An 18,115-nucleotide genomic window follows, 5' to 3' on the forward strand; every position below is an offset into this window, starting at 1 on the left:
GGTTTCTGTAGGAAGCACGAGCGACGAAAGCTGCCGCCACGGAATTGGAGAGAAAGATGGACACGAAAGCCGACGACAGGAACGCGGGCGAATGCCCGTTCAGCGGCCGCCGGGGGCGAACGAGCCGCGAGTGGTGGCCGAGCCACCTTGACATTCAGGTGCTCCATCGGAACTCCCCGCTGTCCGATCCGATGGGTCAGGAGTTCGATTACGCGAGGGAATTCACGAGCCTCGACCTGAACGCCGTCATCAAGGACCTGCATGCGGTGATCACGGACTCGCAGGAGTGGTGGCCCGCCGACTTCGGCCATTACGGCGGGCTGATGATCCGCATAGCGTGGCACAGCGCGGGGACCTACCGCACCACCGACGGCCGGGGCGGCGCCGGGGCCGGCCAGCAGCGTTTCGCGCCGCTCAACAGCTGGCCGGACAACGCCAACCTCGACAAGGCGCGCCGGCTGCTGTGGCCGGTCAAGCAGAAGTATGGCCGGAAGATTTCCTGGGCCGATCTAATGGTTCTCGCCGGCAACGTGGCGCTCGAGTCGATGGGCTTCAAGACGTTTGGCTTCGCCGGCGGACGCGCCGACGTGTGGGAGCCCGAAGAACTCTACTGGGGTCCCGAGGGAACGTGGTTGGGGGACGAACGCTACAGCGGCGAGCGCCAGCTCCAACATCCGCTCGCCGCGGTGCAGATGGGCCTGATCTACGTCAATCCGGAAGGGCCGAACGGCAAGCCGGACCCGGTCGCGGCGGCCAAGGACATCCGCGAAACCTTCTCCCGCATGGCGATGAACGACGAGGAGACCGTCGCGCTGATCGCCGGCGGCCACACCTTCGGCAAGACCCATGGCGCCGGCGATCCCTCGCTGGTCGGTCCGGACCCGGAAGGCGCGGCCATCGAGGATCAGGGTCTTGGCTGGAAGAGCGGACATGGCACCGGCTTCGGCGCCGACGCCATTACCGGCGGCCCGGAAGTCACCTGGTCGCAGACGCCGACGCGGTGGAGCAATCACTTCTTCGACAACCTGTTCCAGTACGAGTGGGAGCTGACCAAGAGCCCGGCCGGAGCCTGGCAGTGGAAGGCAAAAGACGCCGAGCCCTCGGTTCCGGATGCACACGACACGTCCAAGAAGCATGTGCCGACCATGCTGACCACGGACCTGTCGCTGCGGTTCGACCCGGCCTACGAGACAATCTCGCGGCGCTTCTATGAGAACCCGGAGCACTTCGCGGATGCGTTCGCCCGCGCCTGGTTCAAGCTCACGCACCGTGACATGGGCCCGATCGTGCGCTATCTCGGCCCGCTCGTGCCAAAGGAAACGCTGATCTGGCAGGATCCGATCCCGGCTGTCGATCATCCGCTCATCGATGACAAGGACGCCGAGGGTCTGAAGACAAAAATCCTCGCCTCGGGCCTGTCGGTGCCCGAGCTGGTCTCGACGGCGTGGGCGTCGGCCTCGACCTTCCGCGGCTCCGATAAGCGCGGTGGCGCCAACGGCGCCCGCATCCGCCTCAGCCCCCAGAAGGACTGGGAGGTTAACGAGCCCAAACAGCTCGCCAACGTCCTGGGTGTCCTCGAGACGATCCAGCAGGACTTCAACAAGGTCCAGTCTGGTGGCAAAAAGATCTCGCTTGCCGATCTTATCGTTCTCGCCGGCTCGGCGACGATCGAGAAGGCTGCGAAGGATGCGGGCACCGACGTGAAGGTGCCCTTCACGCCGGGACGCATGGATGCGTCGCAGGAGCAGACCGATATCGAGTCCTTCGCTCCCCTCGAGCCGCGTGCCGACGGCTTCCGCAACTATCTCAGCGGCGAGCAGTTCATGCTGCCCGAGGAGGCTCTGGTGGACCAAGCGCAATTGCTGACGCTGACGGCACCGGAGATGACGGGTGCTTCTCGGTGGTCTGCGCGTTCTCGGAGCGAACGCCGGAGGGTCCGAGCATGGTGTCCTTACCGACAGGCCCGGTGTCTTGACGAACGACTTCTTCGTCAATCTGCTCACCATGAAGACGCAGTGGCATCCGGTCGCCGACGGCTCGTACGAAGGACGCGACCGCAACACCAACGAGCTGAAGTGGAGGGCGACGCGTGTCGACCTGATCTTCGGGGCGCACTCGCAGCTCCGCGCGCTTGCGGAGGTCTATGCCTGCATCGACTCGCAGGACAAGTTCGTGCGGGACTTTGTTGCTGCGTGGACCAAGGTGATGAACGCGGATCGGTTCGATCTTGCCTCATCCCGGCAGGCTGCCGCATAACCACATCTGCATAAGCTAATTGCAACCGGCCGGGGATTTTCCCCGGCCGGTTCTCATATGAGAAGTGTATGAACGACGGCCTGGACCTGGAAGTCTTCTACCCTGCCTGACGCCAGCGAAGGGTGGGCGGAGCGCAGGGCGTCGCCATGAGGCGGAGCCTGAAGCAATCGTGGAGCAGAGCCGCGGCCTGAACCTCACCAGATAGCGCGCCGACGCTCACATCCGGCGGCCGTCGCATGGCCGCAAGCACCGGTGTTTCCAGGGCTTTGGCTCACCTTTGCGTCTACGGCCTGTTGGAGAATGGTTCTGGTTCTCTCGCGGCTTGCCGCCCACAGAGGCAGTCAATCTCGACCACGCCATCGACGGCCCGCTCGCGCCCGATCATCGGGCGGAGAACATGGCCCATGCGCCAAGCCGTCGGCCGGCTCACGCCGAGCGCGCCGGCCGACCGGGTTAACGGGATACCCTTGTCCGATTGCATCATCAGCCACAGGCCTGCCAGCCACAATCGAGCGGCAAGTTCGTCGCGTGCAGGGGTGTGTGGGTGATGACCGTGAACTGGAAGCGGCCGGGGGCACTTGAGCATTGATAGAATCCGGTCCGTGCTCGCTTCCCATTCTCCTGGCTGGTCAAAGCGATGATGCGGCGACAACCGCAGACCAGATGTTGTGCACCCCATCAGTAAATGACAATGTCCCTGTCGCGATACATAATCCAAGAGGCCTGCATCGTCGGTGCGCCAACGATCGACGCCCGCCTCTCCTAACTTGACAAAATGTCTAGCCGCTCTTATGCACGAGGTGGCTGGAGAAGGCTGGCGGGTGTAGCTTAAGCACTTGAAGCAGCGTAGGATTTGGTTGCTGAGACTAACCCCTGCCACCCCTTCAAGGCTGCCACACCCGCCATGCAGGACGATACAACTGCGACGTTCCCGTTTCCAGCCGTGTCCCGCAAGAAGATCACCGCTGCTTTCGACGGCGGGCGCTTGTCGTCGGACGGCGGCGTCATGCTCCTGGCCCAGGCCGAGCGCCGGCTTGGAATCGCCGAGCGGCTGGCGCGCTTCATCCCCGATCGCCGAGATCCAGGCCGCGTGACGCACGTGATCCCAGACATGATCCGCGCCCGCATCTTCGCCATCGCGTGCGGCTATGAGGACTGCAACGACTTCGGCCCGCTGCGCTCCGATCCGGCGTTCAAGCTCGCCTGCGGGCACTTGCCGGAGAGCGGAGCCGACCTCGCCTCGCAGCCGACCCTCTCGCGCCTGGAGAACGCTCCGACGATCCGCGATGCCATCCGGTTGACCTATGCTCTGGTGGATCAGTGGATGGAAAGCTATGCCACCGTGCCGGATGGGGTCGTGCTGGACGTCGACGACACCTGCGACGTGGTGCATGGGCACCAGCAGCTCTCGCTGTTCAACGCCCACTATGACGAGCGCTGCTTTCTGCCGATCCATGTCTACGACAGCGCCACCGGCCGTCCTGTTGCCATCGTGCTGCGGCCCGGCAAAACACCTTCGGGCCTGGAGGTGCGGGCTCATCTGCGCCGGCTGGTGCGGCGCATCCGCACCCGTTGGCCGACGACACGCATCACCATCCGGGGTGACAGTCACTATGCCCGTCCCGAAGTCATGGACTTCTGCGAGCAGAACGGCCTCAGCTATCTGTTCGGGCTGGCTGGCACGAAGCCGCTCACCGCCAAAGTTCAGGACGTGGCGGATGCGGTGCGCACTCAAAGGGCGGTGGAAGACTGCGAGGTTGTTCGTGGCTTTGCCGAGACGAAGCACCAAGCCAGGAGCTGGACGTGCGAGCGCCGGGTGGTCGCCCGCATCGAGGCCACCCGCCTGGGCCTCGACATCCGCTTTGTCGTCACCAACCTCAGGGGAACCAGCCCACGGGTGGTCTACGAGAGCCTGTATTGTGCCCGCGGCCAGGCGGAGAACTGGATCAAGTTCCACAAAGCGCAACTTGCTTCCGACCGGACCTCGTGCCGCCGGGCGGTGGCCAACCAGGTTCGGCTCGTGCTGCACACGGCCGCCTACTGGCTGATGCTGGCGGTGCGGGAGGCCATCCCGGCTGCGCGCGATCTCGCCAAAGCCGAGTTCGCGACCCTACGGCTTCGCCTGCTCAAGATCGCCGTGCGGGTGCAGGAAACGGCGAGCCGCATCCGCTTGGCCTACGCGTCCTGCTGCCCCGAAGCCGACCTCTTCGGCCGTCTTGTTTGGGCTCTCGCCCCTCGGCCGCGGACGGCGTCGCCATGAACGGCGGGGCCACGATCGCCCCATCAGCCCATCCATTTCCTGCCAACGCGTTCCCCATGTTCCAGACCTCATCGCGATGAAACAGACGCAACGAGCCCCTGCGATCGCAGTCCAGAACGGAAGACATCAACATGTCTCATGAATAGGGTGGGCTAGTGTGTGTGACCGATAGGCTATGAACGACCGCCGCGCCAAACTTACGATTGCGAAAAAAGCCCCGCACTAGGGGCATTTTGGTCTTTGCGCGCAGAAGATAGCAAGCACTCCGATCAGATTGACCCCGCCGGTTTGGACGGGGATCTTGCGCGCGCTCCGTCTCCGGCCTTGAGGAGATGGAATTCATGGAAGCGTCACCTTCAGTCTTGAGCGGCCTCTGGCTGCCACTCATTACTCCCTTTCGCGATGGCATGCTGGATGAGCGCTCCTTGCGCAGGCTTGTGACGCATTTCGCGGCGCAGCCAATCGACGGCCTCATCCTGGGTGCCACCACCGGAGAGGGCATGGCGCTCGACGACGAGGAGGCCAAGCGCCTGGTGTCGATCACAAATGAGGCTCTCAGCGCCGCGGGAAAGCACATCCCGCTCTATGTTGGCCTTTGTGGGAGCGATACGCGCAAGCTCGTCAAGGCGCTGGAGCGTACCGCATCGTGGCATATCACAGGTTACCTGATCGCTTGTCCCTATTACACAAGGCCCTCACAACGGGGGTTGTTCAGCCATTTTTCGGCGCTGGCCGACAGCACCGAAAGGCCGATCCTCCTCTACAACATCCCGTATCGCACCGGCGTCAATCTCTGCAATGAGACAATGCTGCAATTAGCAGAGCGCACCAACGTCGTTGGCGTCAAGGATTGCTCGGCCGATTCCGCGCAGTCGTTTGACCTCTTGCGTCACAAGCCGGCGCAGTTTGCAGTTTTCACCGGCGAAGACCATCTGTTCTACAGTGCCCTGGCTCATGGCGCCGATGGCGGCATTACGGCCTCGGCTCATGTGCAGACGCCGGCGTTCGCGGCGATCCGCAACAAGCTGCTCTCTGGCGATCACGTCGGAGCGCTAACAGACTGGAAGCTTCTTGCGGATGTGCCGCGCGTGCTGTTTGCCGAGCCGAGCCCCGGACCGGTTAAGCATTGGCTCTGGCGTGCAGGCTTGATCGATAGTCCTGAGATGCGTCTGCCAATGGTCCCTGTCACGGCTGAGCTGGCGTCGAGAATTGACCAGGCAAGGATACGTTGGGGATCATGAGAGAGTGTAGGGCGACTTATGCAGCTGCCGGTGGAACGAGGATCCTTTCAGATCAAATAGACATTGGCAGCTGTGGTCCACCACCCTTGCGGATCTCAGCCTGCCTATCAAATGTTGCGCAAAACCTCATGCTCTCCAAGGGAGTGAGGAGGCGCAGGGCGGGCTGAGATCTAAGTCCAGGCAGTACCAAGGATACGGGCTTCCTCGCTCGGCTGAGCGTCTCTGAGAGAGGCTGCCAGCATGGCAATGGCAGCTTCTGCGGCTGCGAGAGCTTTGGCAGCCTCTTCCTTCTGCGCCGGGTTTGCGGCGGAGGGCTGTCGCTCCAGCACCTGGAAGTACCGCATGGCTTCTTCACCCACCTGCGATGCTGCTGCCTCAATGCTTGGGGTGGCGACCACCCATGAGAGCACGTTGTTGATGTGCACACCGAGGTTGCGGGCCTGCATGGCTCGACTGACGGCGTTCCAGGAGGAATGAAGAGCTCTCCGAGCCATGTCGATTTCTGCTTGGAGGACGCCGGGGAGTTGGTTGGCCATGGAGAACTCTTGTGTCAGACGAGGCCCCGCAGAGTCGGCTTGTGCTTAACCCTCACTCTGTTTCTTGAGCGGCTCGATCAACTTGAAGGACGGAACTTCGGTATCATTCCGTTCCGCCACTACGTTATCGCAGCGCTCGCAGCAAGCATAGTCTGTCTCGGTCAACTGCGCGGGATTCATCTTTGTCCGCGACATCTCATCCCCTGGCAGATCGCATCAGCCGCCGGCAAGTCAATCCTGGATGTGAGCTGGTCCACGCTGTGCAACTTCCTTGAGTACAAATGCGATCACGCCGAAGTTGCCTTTGCAGAGTTAGATGATGCCTACGCAACGCAAACCTGTTTGGGATACGGTGCGCTCAGCGCCCTCCAAAGTCGAGAAGATCTTGCGGTCACGCAAGGGTGCCGGCAATTGCGGATCGTTCCACGACCGTGATCGGAACGCCGTGCTGAACATTGCCCGCCTCAGATGCGAGACGCTGGCGTGACAGGCGAGCCGCTTCACGTTGAAGTCAAGCATCCGCCTTGCCTCGGTAAGATAGGTGACGGCATTGCATAAAGAAGGTGACGGCAACGAAGACGGTCACACGTCTTGACAGATCCCGGCCACGTCTCGGGCTCGGCGGCCATAGACGAGATCACTTATAGAATGTCCCGCAGAGTGAAAACGAGTTTGGTCGGACTCGTTATAGAGAAAGGACTCGACTTTAGCGGGATCCTTGCCCCTTGAGCCCTGACGATGTCTACTGGAAGGCAGCAGCCTGTTTGTACGCAGCCTCCACGAAACTTTTGTCGACCCATTTGTCATAATCGACCTTTCCTTTCAGAAGGCCGGCGCTCGCCATGAAGGCCTCTTCCCCACGCAGGGAGGCAAGCGCTTCGTCGGTGAGGCGCGGATCCTGATAGAAAGGTCCGTCCCTGTAGGTTTGACGTACTGTCTTTTCCGAGGATTTCGTTGCGTCCACGAAGGTCTTGATCGTTTCCTCGGGATGGGTATCAGCCCAGCCGGCGATGGCGAGGTCGACCTTCAGGAGGCGCGTGACGATGTCAGGATACTTCCGCGCAAAGGCGCCATTCACGGAAATGACGTTTGGCACGCTCCATTCCGGATGCGTGCCGGTGTCATAGAGCACGCGGGCCTCGCCACTGTCGACCAGCTTCGCCGCGGTGATGTCGCTTTCAACAATCGCATCGATGTCTCCCCTCAGTAGTGCCGGGCCGGAAGCCTCGAAGGCAAGATTGAGGCCCTCGACGTCACTCACGGTGAGACCGATGCTTTTCAGCGCCTTGCTGAAGTTTGAATGCCGCACGGTTCCCGTTAAGTAGGCAACCTTCTTGCCCTTCAGATCCGCCAAGGTCTTCGGTGGCGAGTCCTTCTTAACCACTATCCAGGATCCGCCCGACCTGACGAAGCTCGAGAGCCCGATCAGCATGACGTCCGCGCCCGAAGCGGCAACCCGCAGAGCTGGGTTGCTGCCAGTATAGGCGACCTCGATCGCACCAGTTGCCAGGGCTGTAGTGGCCTCTGACCCGCCACCCGTGAAGGTGACCAATTCGACCTTGATCCCGTCCTTGGCAAATTCCTTGTCCAGCCACCTGTCCTGCTGGGCCAGGATGAACTTGAGGTGTCCTGGTGCAGTGCTGCCGATACGCAGGATCTTCGGTTTGGCCTGGGCGAAAGCTAACCCGGTGCCGGCACCCGTAATGGCAATTGCCGCGATGGCCTTGAAAAGAAATCGGCGCAGAGGAGAGAAACGAACAGTCAACATCGAGCGGATCCTTCCAGTGATTTTCGATGGATTGCGAGCAGCTTACGTGTCAGGTATCCGAGCCGTCGCTCCGACTCATCCAGACCGTAACGGAGCGCTCGAACCAGACGAGCAGGTAGTTGACGATCAGTCCGATAGCCGTGAGAGTGAGGATTCCCGCATACATATCGGCAGTTTCCATCATCAGCTGTGACTGCTGGATCAGGTAGCCGAGACCAGACTTGGCGGCGAGCATCTCGGCTCCGATGACTGCGAAAATGGAGGATTTCACCGCCAGTCGCGCCCCGGCGACAACGGATGGAACGCTGGCCGGCAGGATGACCTTCCGAAACAGACCGGGCTCGGACGTCCCCATGGAACGTGCGGCCTTGATGAGCAACGGATCGACCGATTTGACGCCGCTGATCGTGTTGATGAGCAGGAAGAACACGGACGAATAAAAAGTGATGGCGATCTTCGAGGCCTCGCCGATTCCAAGCAGCAGAATGAAGACTGGCAGAAGCGCGAACTGCGACGTGTTGCGCAGGGTCTGCACGAGCAAGTCCGAAATCTTCTCGAACATGCTGTAGCGGCCCATTAGGAAGCCGAGAGGAACGGCCACCAGCACCGCGAGTCCGAAGCCTATCGCGGCCCGCTGAAGGCTCATGCCGATGTGCTCGGCGAGGATGCCTGACGCCATCATGTTCCGCCAAGCCAGGATCACCTCGGATACGGGAGGAAAGAAGATCCGGTTGAGCCAGCCGAGCCGTGGAGCAATCTCCCACAGAAGGAAGAAAGCCAGAAGCAGCGGTACGCCGTAAGCAAGGCTGCCGCCCTCAGCTTTCGCACGCCGTGGCGTGCCGGCCGCACCCTCGCGGCCCGGAAGACGAAAGCTGCTTAGAGCGCTCGGTTTGTCGATGAGGTAGGCCATGAAGCAAGCACCCCGTTCCATCAGTTGTTGAAGTCGGGAGAAAGAGCCCAATCCTTTTGGGCCCGGTTAACCTCATCGCGCAGCGCCTCCCACACCCGCGCCCGATGTTCGTTGAAAGCGAGGCTGGAGCGGATATCGCCGTCTCGCGGCCGCGGCAGGTCGATGTCGATGATTTCCTTGACCCTCGCCGGACGAGCGGTCATGACGGCCACCCGGTCTGCCAGGAAGATCGCCTCGTCGATGGAATGCGTGACGAAGATCACGGTGGTCTTGATCTTGGCCCAAATCCGCAAGAGCTCAACTTGGAGGATCTCCCGCGTCTGGGCGTCCAGCGCGGCAAACGGCTCATCCATCAAAAGAACTTCCGGCTCGCTCGCGAGGGCGCGGGCGATCGCGACCCGTTGCTGCATCCCGCCCGACAACTGGCTGGGAAAGCGGTCGCCAAAGCTGGCAAGACCAAATAGCGAGAGCAGGTGCTTGGCTGTCGCCGTTCGTTCGGCCTTTTGGACGCCGCGCACTTCCAGCGGATACTCGACGTTCGACAGAGCGGTCCGCCAAGGAAGCAGCGCATATTGCTGGAACACATAGGCGGTCTTTGGATCCGGCCGTGTGATCGGCTCTCCATCCAAGTGGACAGCGCCGCCGGTGGCTTGGGTCAATCCGCCGATGATATCGAGCAGGACGGATTTGCCGCTGCCGCTCGGGCCGACGAGCGTCATGAACTCGCCCGCCCGGACTGTAAGGTCGAGGCCGTCGATCACCGTGATGCGATCAGTTTCTTTACCGTCGACGGAGACGAACTGCCCCGGCTTGAGCTGAAAGGTCTTTCTAATGTTGCTGACGGCAATGCGGTTCATGCGGTTCTCCGTCCAAGCCATGATGCTGCGGCTTATTGGGCGACACGAATTCGGTGCGTCGGGTCGAATTCCGAGCCGCCGGGCCGACCTCGATCCCAGCCGAGGGCGCGGGCATAGCTGCCGAACAGGCCTTTCGCCTCGACTTCGCTTTCAGTGATGCCAGTGGGCTCTTCCGCTATCTGAGCGACGTAAAGCGCATCGGTCGGGCAATAGATCTCGCACAGGAAGCAGGTCTGGCAGTCGCTCTGGTGCGCGATCACGGGGATCCCATCCTTGACGGCATCGAACACATTGGCAGGACATGCCTTCACGCAAAGATTGCAGGCGATGCACCGGCTTTCCGAGACGACTTCGATCATGATGCGAGCCCCACGTGGTTTTCCTGAGCGCTGATGCGGACATCGTCGGCTCCGGTGAGCAAAAGGCGATGGCGCAGGGTGTCTTGACGCTCCGGATAGTCGAGGCGGCGGTGCATGCCGCGGCTCTCGGTCCGGACAAGAGCGGCGGAAATCGACCAACGCGCTGCGGCGGATATCGCAGCGGCCTCGCGGGTGCGAAGCCTGTCATGACCCTTGACGTGGAGATGATCACGCACGTCGTTCCAGATCGCCTGCATCCGATCGCGGCTTCCCTTCAGGACATCGCCCTGGCGAAAGAAGTTCTTTTCCAAGGGTATGACCTCCCTCCGTACAGCCTCAATGACATCCCTTGGCGTAAGGTCGGCGCGCGATGTCGCAGCGGGGCGAAGGCCGGCCTGCCCGAGAGGTGCCGCATGACGGCGAAAAGATGCCTCACCTTGTCGCTTGGCGTGGCGGGCTGCCCCTTGGCCGGCCCACCATCCGCTCGCCAAGGCCCAGGAGGAATTGACCGCGCCGCCCCCAGATACTGCGCCTGTCATGTTCTCGCGGCTGGCGGCATCCCCTGCCGTGTAAAGTCCTGGAACGCCCGTCGCACAATCGTCTGATACAAGGTTGATGCCGCCTGTTCCGCGCACGGTGCCCTCCGCGCGGAGCGTGACGCGAAACAGCTGAGTGAAAGGATCGATGCCGGCCCGATCATAGGGCAGGAAGCAGTTGGGTTGGCCGCGCCGGAGCCAGTCCTGCAAGGCAGGTTCGGCTTGGTCGAGCCGGGCATAAACCGGGCCTTCGATCAGAGCGCGGGCAATCTCCTCCTCGCGATCACCGATGCCATTGCGCAAAGGTTCGCCCGAAGGTCCGAGGATCGGCGAGCCGTCCTCGCGATAGAACGAGGCCCAGCGATATGGCAGGCCCTTGTTGAGCGATGTGCCATATGGCGCGAGCGTATACTTCCCAGTGAATTCCATTCCGGAGAGGCGCGCGCCGGCTTCGGCCGCCATCAAATACCCGTCGCCTGTCAGGCCTGTCGCGCCGAGAATCCGTTCGTGAAAGGCGCAGCCCCCGGTCGCCAGCACGATGGCCTTCGCGCGGACTGTCCAGTCGCTATAGCGCTGGCGATCGACTCCCGAAGCGCCCACCACCGCTTCGCCATTCGACAGGAGTTCGAGTGCTGCATGGTGGTCCAGGACCGTGATGCCGCTCATGACCACGCGGCGGCGCATGAAGCGCATGTAGTCGGGCCCACGGAGATTGGCGATGTAGAGACGGCCGTCGTCATCGCTTGGAAAGGGATAGCCCCATTCCGCGAGCTTGAGCAGGTTCTGATAGGCCGTGTCCACACAGCGCAGCATCCAGCGTTGGTCGCCGAGTTCCCCGGTTCGCTGCCAGCGCCGTTCGACGACGCCCGCACGGTTGTCGCCGGGTGGAACGCACCAGGTCCCGGTGTTGGACGGGGCTGTCGCCCCGCTTGTCCCGAGATAGCCCTTGTCTGCCAGAACGACTTTTGCGCCAGCCTCTGCAGCCGACAGAGCTGCCCAAGCACCCGAAGGTCCGCCGCCAAGCACAAGGACATCGGCCTGAAGTTCAACGGAACTGGACGGAGCGTCTGTTGAGGTTGGCATGTGGGCACTCGGCATGGGCGTGGAGTTTCGGTGTCGGAACAGGCGGCCTAAGCTCGGCCGCCCGCATTGGGTCTGATCACGCGGCGTGGGAGAACCACTCGGGTTCGTTGCCAGTCGTCCACTTGATGTTGCACCCGATAGACGGATTCTGAGGCGTGGCCGGCTTCTTGCCGTTCAGTGCTGCATCAGCTGCTGCACGAAGATCCGCGCCTGTGACCGGCTTGCCGTTGCCCGGGCGGGCGTCATCGAACTGGCCGTGATAGACGAGCCGTCGGTCTCCATCGAAGAGGAAGAATTCCGGCGTACACGCAGCTCCATAAGCCTTTGCGGTCTCTTGCGAGGCATCCTTGAGGTAAGGAAACACGTAGCCGTGCGCCTCCACCTCTTCGCCGATCCGGGCCAAGGTCTCTTCGGGTTGAGCCTCATGATCATTCGCGTTTACTGCTACGACCTGCAAGCCCTTGTCGGCATACTCGCGTGCGAAAGCGGCGAGTTGCTCGCGGATTAGCAGCACGAAGGGGCAGCGGTTCGAAAGGAAGGTGACGAGGAGCGCCGGCCTCGTATCGAAATCTGTTAGGCGGTGAAGCGCACCGTGAGCATCCGGCAGCAGAAAGTCCGCCGCTTGTGTCCCGAGTTCGATGGGATTGGCTTCCGTCTTTGGCATCGCTGATGTCCTCTCTTCTCTTGCTGTTGGGCTTTTAGGCCGTCGCGTTCGATCCGAGCCATCCCACCCAAAGCATCATTCTATATGTCTATAGTTTAAGTAGATTAATGGCGGACATACGGATGGGTCAACATCGCTCGGGTAGAACATTCTCCCAAATTCAAGCACATCTGGAGGGGGCTCATTACGGCTGAGCCGACTTCACTCCTTGGTCATCAATGATAGCCGCCTCCAGCTATCCGCGAATCGAGGGCCGTTGACGTCCTCCTCGCGCTGAAGTGAGGGTTTTCCAAGTCCATCACGCCTTGGGACGTGCGGTTGACGCTGCATCGCCACTGCCCGGCGCGGCTAGGCCACTCCGGGTCTAACGTTGGCCCCATGTCGACGTCGCGTGCCAGGCGAGCAGCGTCTTGCGGTTCACGCTCCCCGGTGGTGATCCACCTTGCCTCGCCGGTCACGTGAACACACAAAGATGAGCTGATCCTATCGAAGAAAGCAACGGAGCATGGCTCTTGGTCTCTGCGGTGGCGAGATTTGCAGGAGGCGCAGTATGGAATAGAGTTCGGAGAGCCTACGCCGGCCTGGGAAGGTCCCAGATATGCGTCAGCAGCAGAACCAAAAGGCCAGCACACAGGAGCAGCACCAGGAGCAGGGCGATGCGGCTCAGCCTCTCATGGCGAGCCAGGTGGGCATAAGCGGCTTCGACCTTGCGGCGTTGCTCATCTTGTTCGGACGGAGCAGGCGACACAACTCGGTGACCTTTGTGTTCGGAGGTTGTCATCGGACAATTCATCAGGCGAGGAAGGAGGCGGCAATGTCCCGTTCGCCGTGGCCGGCGGCGGCTGCGCGCTGGAAGCGGGCAAGACCGGCTTCGGCCAGATCGGCGCGGACATCCGATCCCGCGAGGGCCTCGACGACGAGCCTGGCGTCCTTGACCCCGTTCTCGACCGAGAAGCTGGTGGCGTAGCCGCCCTTGAGCATCGCGGCGCCCTTGCCCTGAAAGTAGCCGCTGTCGAGCGGGCTGGCGGTCACGGCCTCGATCACCAGCGCCGGATCGACGCCAAGCGCCCTGGCGATCGCCAGCGACTCCGCCGTGCCATGGGTGAGCGCGAAGACGAATGCGTTGAGCGCGAGCTTGAGCCTGCTGCTGGCGCCAGGCGTGTCGGACACCCAGAGAGTGCGTTGCCCGATGGCGTCGAAGACCGATTGAGCGGCTTCGCGCCCGCTGTCCGGGCCGGAGGCGAGGATGACCAGCTTGCCTTGCTCGGCGGGCTGACGGGGGCCCTGCACCGGTGCGTCATAGAAGACGAGGCCGTTCTCGGCTGCCAAATCGGCCAGCGTGTCGATCGCCTCGGCGCCGACGGTGCTGAGCTGGAGCCAGATTGCGCCCTTGGCGAGGCCGGGCAGCGCTGCCGCAATCGCCTCGGTCACGGCGGGGCCGTCCTTCAGCACGGTCACCACGATCCCGGCGTCACGCACGGCGTCGGCGGCATGGTCGAACGGCGTGACGCCATCGACGGCAAGCGCCCGAGCCTTGTCCGCCGAGCGGTTCCAGGCGCGGACCGCGAAGCCCTTGCGCGCAAGATTGCGCGCGACGGCCGCGCCGATCAGGCCGGTGCCAAGAACGGCGACAGGGCGAGCGGGGTGATTGTCCGGCATGAATGACTCCTGATGAGATTGGACGTTATTTAACGATCATTCCATAATTGACCAAAAAAGGGACTGATCACGTCAGCGCGGCCAGTGTCTGATCGATAATGGCAGTGAGCTTTCCGCGGTCCTTTGGACGGGTCGTTTTGGCCAGCACGCGTAGGCCCTGGACCGCGTTGAGGATAAAGAGCGCCAGGACGGCGGCATCCGCATCGGGGCGGATTTCTCCGGTGGCCTGCCCGCGCCGGACCGTTTCCTCGATGCCGCGCGCCAGGATGGCGAAGTTCTGGCGCACGAGGTCAGCGACGCGCGGATCGCGCCCAGCCATCTCGATCGCGCTGTTGGTGGCGAGACAGCCGCGCTGTTCCGGTGCGTTCCGATCAGCCTTGACAACGTCCACCATTAGCTCGCGCAGCCGCTGCGTGGGCGAGCCCTCCCGCCGGAGGCGATCGGCATTGGCCCGGGAGCGCTTGCGGTAGCGAAGAAGCGCCTGCTCGAAGAGACCGTCCTTGTTGGCATAGGCCGCGTACAGACTGCCGCGGCCGAGACCCGTGGCGTCGACGAGATCCTGTGCGGAGGTGCCCTCGTAGCCGTTGCGCCAGAAGGTCTCCATCACCGCGTCTAAAACGCGCTCTTCGTCGAACTCTCGCGGGCGGGCCATAACGATCGCTGTTATTATTGAATGATGATACCATAACCCTGTCGACGGGCTTGTCAATGCTGCGCTTTGAACGGCGACCGCATCATGACGGTGCCAGTGACGGTTAGGGACGGACGACGTCGAATAGCGGTGGTTAGAACGGGTCGATCGGGTTCGGCACGGCACGGCTGTCGAAGAAAGCCTCCAGATTAGCGAGCACCATGTCTTCCTGGGCATTCCGGGCGCTAATGCTGGCGAAGGCGATATGCGGTGAGAGAATTAAGTTCGGCGCGCTGAGAAGTCGGTCCGGCACGGCAGGCTCATTCTCGAATACGTCGAGCGCCGCCCCGGCGATCGTCCCCTGCTCCAGCGCTTCGGCAAGCGCATCCGCGTCGATGAGTGAGCCTCGGGCCACGTTGACGACGTGCCCGTTCGGGCCGAGCGCGGCCAAGAGCGAACGGTCGACCATATGGTAGTTGGAAGGATCGGCGCGAACCGCCACGACGAGGATGTCCGCCCATTCGGCCAGTTCTCGGACGCTTGCTTTATAGGAACAGGAGGTGTCGGATTTGGGCGTTCGGCTGTGGTAGGCAATTTCCATCTCGAAGGCGGCGGCCCGTGATGCGAGCTTACGACCGACAGCGCCAAAGCCGTAGATGCCGAGCCGCGCGCCGGTCAAACCGGGAACGGCCGCCATGCTGACGAGACTATTCCCCGTCCAGCGCCCCTCTCGCACGAAGCGGTCGGCGGCGAGAATCTGACGCGTCGAGGCTAGGATCATCCCCATGGCGAAATCCGCCACGCTTGACGCATTGGCGCCTGGGCTGTGGGTCACGGTCAACCCGCGTTCCAATGCCGCCTCAAGATCAATGCCCTCGAAGCCGGTCCCGAAATAGGAGACGAGGCCGAGTTCGGGAAGCGCTTCGATCAAAGCGCGATCCGTGGGCAGCCCACCCTTTGTCACCAGTGCGCGTGCGGCTGAAGCGCCTTCTGTCAGAGCGTCGGGCCCCGACCGCGGCATGGGTCCGATCACCGTGTAGCGCTCCGCGAGCAGTTGCTTGAAGCGATCCGAGAAATCACAGGCGAGCAGGACGGTCGACTTGGACAAGGAGACAACTCTCAGGAGGAATGCGATGTCGAGCGGCGGCCGCTCACCTGACGCGCAAATTGTGGAACGTCCATACCATAACTAACCGGTGGAGCCTGTCAATCGGCCCACGGCCTTTCGGGCACTCCAGCCCCAGCGCCCGTTCCACTCCGTCCGGAAGGACGATGCCGAACTCGGCCGGCGAGCCACAGGGGCCCGCCCGCGTGCTCCTGGCGCAGCTCGACCGCAACCCACGCACCGTCGAAGAAACACTTGGAAGGCGCCCTCGCCGGGACTAATGGCCTAGACCAAATATGTCTCAGTCGTCGAGCTCGGTTGAGTGTCAGCTCACATCGCGAATGCGGAAACTTCAACATGGTCCGCCTCGTGCCATCTCCAGACCTTCGTCCTTGGTCGCTGTCCCGGCCCCACAAGCCCAGCCTTCCCGGCCGATTCGTGGCCGACGAGCTCGGCCAGCTCAGAGAGGTTCTCGCCCAAGGTCCCGCCGCGGAGGAGCGACAGCCAGCTCATGCCGGGCAGTACGGAAATACCTCAAGACTTGAAGAGCGTAGGTACGTGTCACGCGTCGGAGAGGTTGCGCCGTGATTTCGCAGTAAACGCCGGGCGTTGGCTGCGAAACCTAGACCGGCCTCCAGATAAATTTCGCGGCGTCGGTCACGGGTGCGTCGCCTAGTCCCTTCAGGTCTTTCATATAGGAATTGAAAGCCATCTTGCTGAAACTGAATACGTCGCGATAATTGTTGAAACGGAGCGGCTTAGCACTACAGTTGCACCTTCTGAAGATGGGCTCATAATCTGCTGATCTGACCCAGGAGGCTGCCATGACGGGTGTGCCCATCGAGCAGATGCTCGAGCTCTGGTGTGTGGAGTTGCGTCAGGTCAAAGCGGATCTCCAATCCTTGTTTGCTCATCCGAGTGTTGGCGCCTCAGCGGCTGCTTTCCTCGACGGATTGTTGGGGCCGGAGCGGCGCAAGACCGGCTGGATGCGGGCGGAAGCCGCAGGAGACTCGGGCCCCTGGCGTCAGCAGGCGGTGCTCGGGCGCAGCCACTGGGACGCGGATGCCCTGCGGGACATGGTGCGCGACTATGCTCTTGAGACGCTCGCCGCGCCCGGGGCCGTGCTGGTGATCGACGAGACCGGCTTTCTCAAGCAGGGTCAGCACTCGTGTGGCGTCGGTCGGCAGTACACCGGATCAGCGGGCAAGATCACCAGCTGCCAGATTGGCGTATTTGCCGCTTATGTCTCGGACAAGGGCTGCGCCTTCATCGACCGCCAGCTGTATCTGCCGCAGGACTGGACGAACAAGCCGGAGCGTCGGACCGCCGCTCATGTGCCCGACAACCTCCACTTCGTCACCAAGCCGCAGATCGCCACACAGATGATCGAGCGCGCGATTGCCGCCGGTGTGCCGTTCGACTGGGTGGCCACCGACACGGTCTATGGTGTCGGTAAAGTGGAGATGCAGCTGCGCCGGGCCGGCAAGGGCTATGTGCTGGGCGCGCATGCCACCGATCAGTTCTCGTCCTGGATCGACAAACCCGAAGTGGCCGGCACGGCCGAGAAGATTGCGCAGGCTCTTGCGCCCGAGGCTTGGACGCGCCTGTCGGCGGGCGACGGCACGAAGGGAGCACGCCTGTACGACTGGGCTTATCTCGAACTCGCTGATCTTGAGGCGGAGGAGTACAACGAGGATCTCACCGGCCTGTGGACCCGTGGCCTGCTGATCCGACGCAGCCTCAGTGATGAGGACCTGGCGTTCTTCTCGACCTGGTGTCCGGCCGGCACGCCGATCGAGATCCTGGTGCGGGTCGAGGGGCAGCGTTGGACGATTGAGGACGCGTTTGAGACCGCCAAGACGGAGTCGGGCCTGACGCATAACGAAACCCGCTCGTGGCAGGGCTGGCACCGGCATGTGTCCCTGGTGATGCTGGCGTTTGCCATGATGGCGGTGGTGCGCGAGCGCGCCAACACGCTCACGTCACCCCAAAAAAGAAACGACGAAGCCAAGCTGCAGCGCTGGTACGCTGGTCTGTCCAGGAAATCCGCCGCGTGGCCACACGCCTCCAGCAACACCAGATCGAGCCTGCCCTCGTGATCGCCTGGTCCGCGTGGCGCCGCGCGCATCAGGCGATGGCGCAGGCCTCTCATCGCAAACGAAAGGTGCAACTGTAGTGTTAGAGGCTGGTGAGCAATTATCTTTCCTTTCGGGTGAGGCGGCGCAGCAGAATGCGGCTCATGGCGAGGTA

At 62.4% G+C, this 18,115-nt stretch carries 13 protein-coding genes, 1 pseudogene and 1 riboswitch; of the genes and pseudogenes, 4 read left to right on the forward strand and 10 right to left on the reverse strand.

What is annotated here, in order from left to right; genetic code table 11:
* The first annotated feature begins 56 nt into the window (after nucleotides 1-56).
* The 3 genes and pseudogenes from katG to dapA all read left to right on the forward strand — a co-directional run bounded on the left by katG (nucleotide 57) and on the right by dapA (nucleotide 5,757).
* Nucleotides 57-2,256: pseudogene (katG, locus tag ACD578_RS29015) on the forward strand (catalase/peroxidase HPI).
* A gap of 904 nt (nucleotides 2,257-3,160) precedes the next feature.
* Nucleotides 3,161-4,516: an IS1380 family transposase gene (locus ACD578_RS29020; protein WP_404294262.1), complete on the forward strand. Its 1,356-nt coding sequence runs from the start codon at nucleotides 3,161-3,163 to the stop codon at nucleotides 4,514-4,516.
* A gap of 341 nt (nucleotides 4,517-4,857) precedes the next feature.
* Nucleotides 4,858-5,757, forward strand: a complete 900-nt coding sequence (gene dapA, locus ACD578_RS29025; RefSeq protein ID WP_404294358.1) for a 4-hydroxy-tetrahydrodipicolinate synthase — start codon at nucleotides 4,858-4,860, stop codon at nucleotides 5,755-5,757.
* Between the two features lie 170 nt (nucleotides 5,758-5,927).
* Here dapA and ACD578_RS29030 read toward each other — a convergent pair whose 3' ends face one another.
* The 10 genes from ACD578_RS29030 to ACD578_RS29075 all read right to left on the reverse strand — a co-directional run bounded on the left by ACD578_RS29030 (nucleotide 5,928) and on the right by ACD578_RS29075 (nucleotide 15,868).
* A complete protein-coding gene (locus tag ACD578_RS29030; protein ID WP_404294360.1) occupies nucleotides 5,928-6,293 on the reverse strand; it encodes a hypothetical protein in 366 nt (121 codons plus the stop codon).
* A gap of 742 nt (nucleotides 6,294-7,035) precedes the next feature.
* Complete coding sequence (locus tag ACD578_RS29035) at nucleotides 7,036-8,061, reverse strand: aliphatic sulfonate ABC transporter substrate-binding protein (RefSeq protein WP_404294363.1); 1,026 nt, start codon at nucleotides 8,059-8,061, stop codon at nucleotides 7,036-7,038.
* Between the two features lie 49 nt (nucleotides 8,062-8,110).
* The gene (locus ACD578_RS29040; RefSeq protein WP_404294366.1) at nucleotides 8,111-8,971 is read right to left on the reverse strand and encodes an ABC transporter permease; all 861 of its coding nucleotides are present in this window, start codon (nucleotides 8,969-8,971) and stop codon (nucleotides 8,111-8,113) included.
* Nucleotides 8,972-8,991: 20 nt separating this feature from the next.
* Nucleotides 8,992-9,828 carry an ABC transporter ATP-binding protein gene (locus ACD578_RS29045; protein ID WP_404294369.1) on the reverse strand — a complete coding sequence of 279 codons (837 nt, stop codon included), beginning with the start codon at nucleotides 9,826-9,828 and terminating at the stop codon, nucleotides 8,992-8,994.
* Nucleotides 9,829-9,860: 32 nt separating this feature from the next.
* A complete protein-coding gene (locus ACD578_RS29050) occupies nucleotides 9,861-10,187 on the reverse strand; it encodes a 4Fe-4S binding protein (RefSeq protein ID WP_404294372.1) in 327 nt (108 codons plus the stop codon).
* On the reverse strand, nucleotides 10,184-11,806 hold the full coding sequence (locus tag ACD578_RS29055; protein ID WP_404294374.1) for an FAD-dependent oxidoreductase: 1,623 nt from the start codon (nucleotides 11,804-11,806) through the stop codon (nucleotides 10,184-10,186). The genes ACD578_RS29050 and ACD578_RS29055 overlap by 4 nt, the downstream gene beginning before the upstream one ends.
* A gap of 76 nt (nucleotides 11,807-11,882) precedes the next feature.
* Complete coding sequence (locus ACD578_RS29060; protein ID WP_404294377.1) at nucleotides 11,883-12,470, reverse strand: thioredoxin family protein; 588 nt, start codon at nucleotides 12,468-12,470, stop codon at nucleotides 11,883-11,885.
* A 386-nt stretch (nucleotides 12,471-12,856) separates the two neighbouring features.
* Nucleotides 12,857-12,938, reverse strand: a riboswitch (ZMP/ZTP riboswitch).
* A gap of 324 nt (nucleotides 12,939-13,262) precedes the next feature.
* Complete coding sequence (locus ACD578_RS29065; protein WP_404294379.1) at nucleotides 13,263-14,129, reverse strand: NAD(P)-dependent oxidoreductase; 867 nt, start codon at nucleotides 14,127-14,129, stop codon at nucleotides 13,263-13,265.
* A gap of 67 nt (nucleotides 14,130-14,196) precedes the next feature.
* Nucleotides 14,197-14,781 (reverse strand): TetR/AcrR family transcriptional regulator, encoded by a 585-nt coding sequence (locus tag ACD578_RS29070; protein WP_404294382.1) that lies wholly within the window; start codon nucleotides 14,779-14,781, stop codon nucleotides 14,197-14,199.
* A gap of 133 nt (nucleotides 14,782-14,914) precedes the next feature.
* Nucleotides 14,915-15,868 (reverse strand): 2-hydroxyacid dehydrogenase, encoded by a 954-nt coding sequence (locus tag ACD578_RS29075; protein WP_404294384.1) that lies wholly within the window; start codon nucleotides 15,866-15,868, stop codon nucleotides 14,915-14,917.
* An 821-nt stretch (nucleotides 15,869-16,689) separates the two neighbouring features.
* On the opposite strand from ACD578_RS29075, the gene ACD578_RS29080 reads away from it, so the two are divergent.
* On the forward strand, nucleotides 16,690-17,964 hold the full coding sequence (locus tag ACD578_RS29080; protein ID WP_404294387.1) for an IS701 family transposase: 1,275 nt from the start codon (nucleotides 16,690-16,692) through the stop codon (nucleotides 17,962-17,964).
* Nucleotides 17,965-18,115: the final 151 nt, after the last annotated feature.

This window comes from Microvirga sp. RSM25, assembly GCF_044784385.1.
Taxonomy (GTDB): Bacteria; Pseudomonadota; Alphaproteobacteria; order Rhizobiales; family Beijerinckiaceae; genus Microvirga; species Microvirga tunisiensis.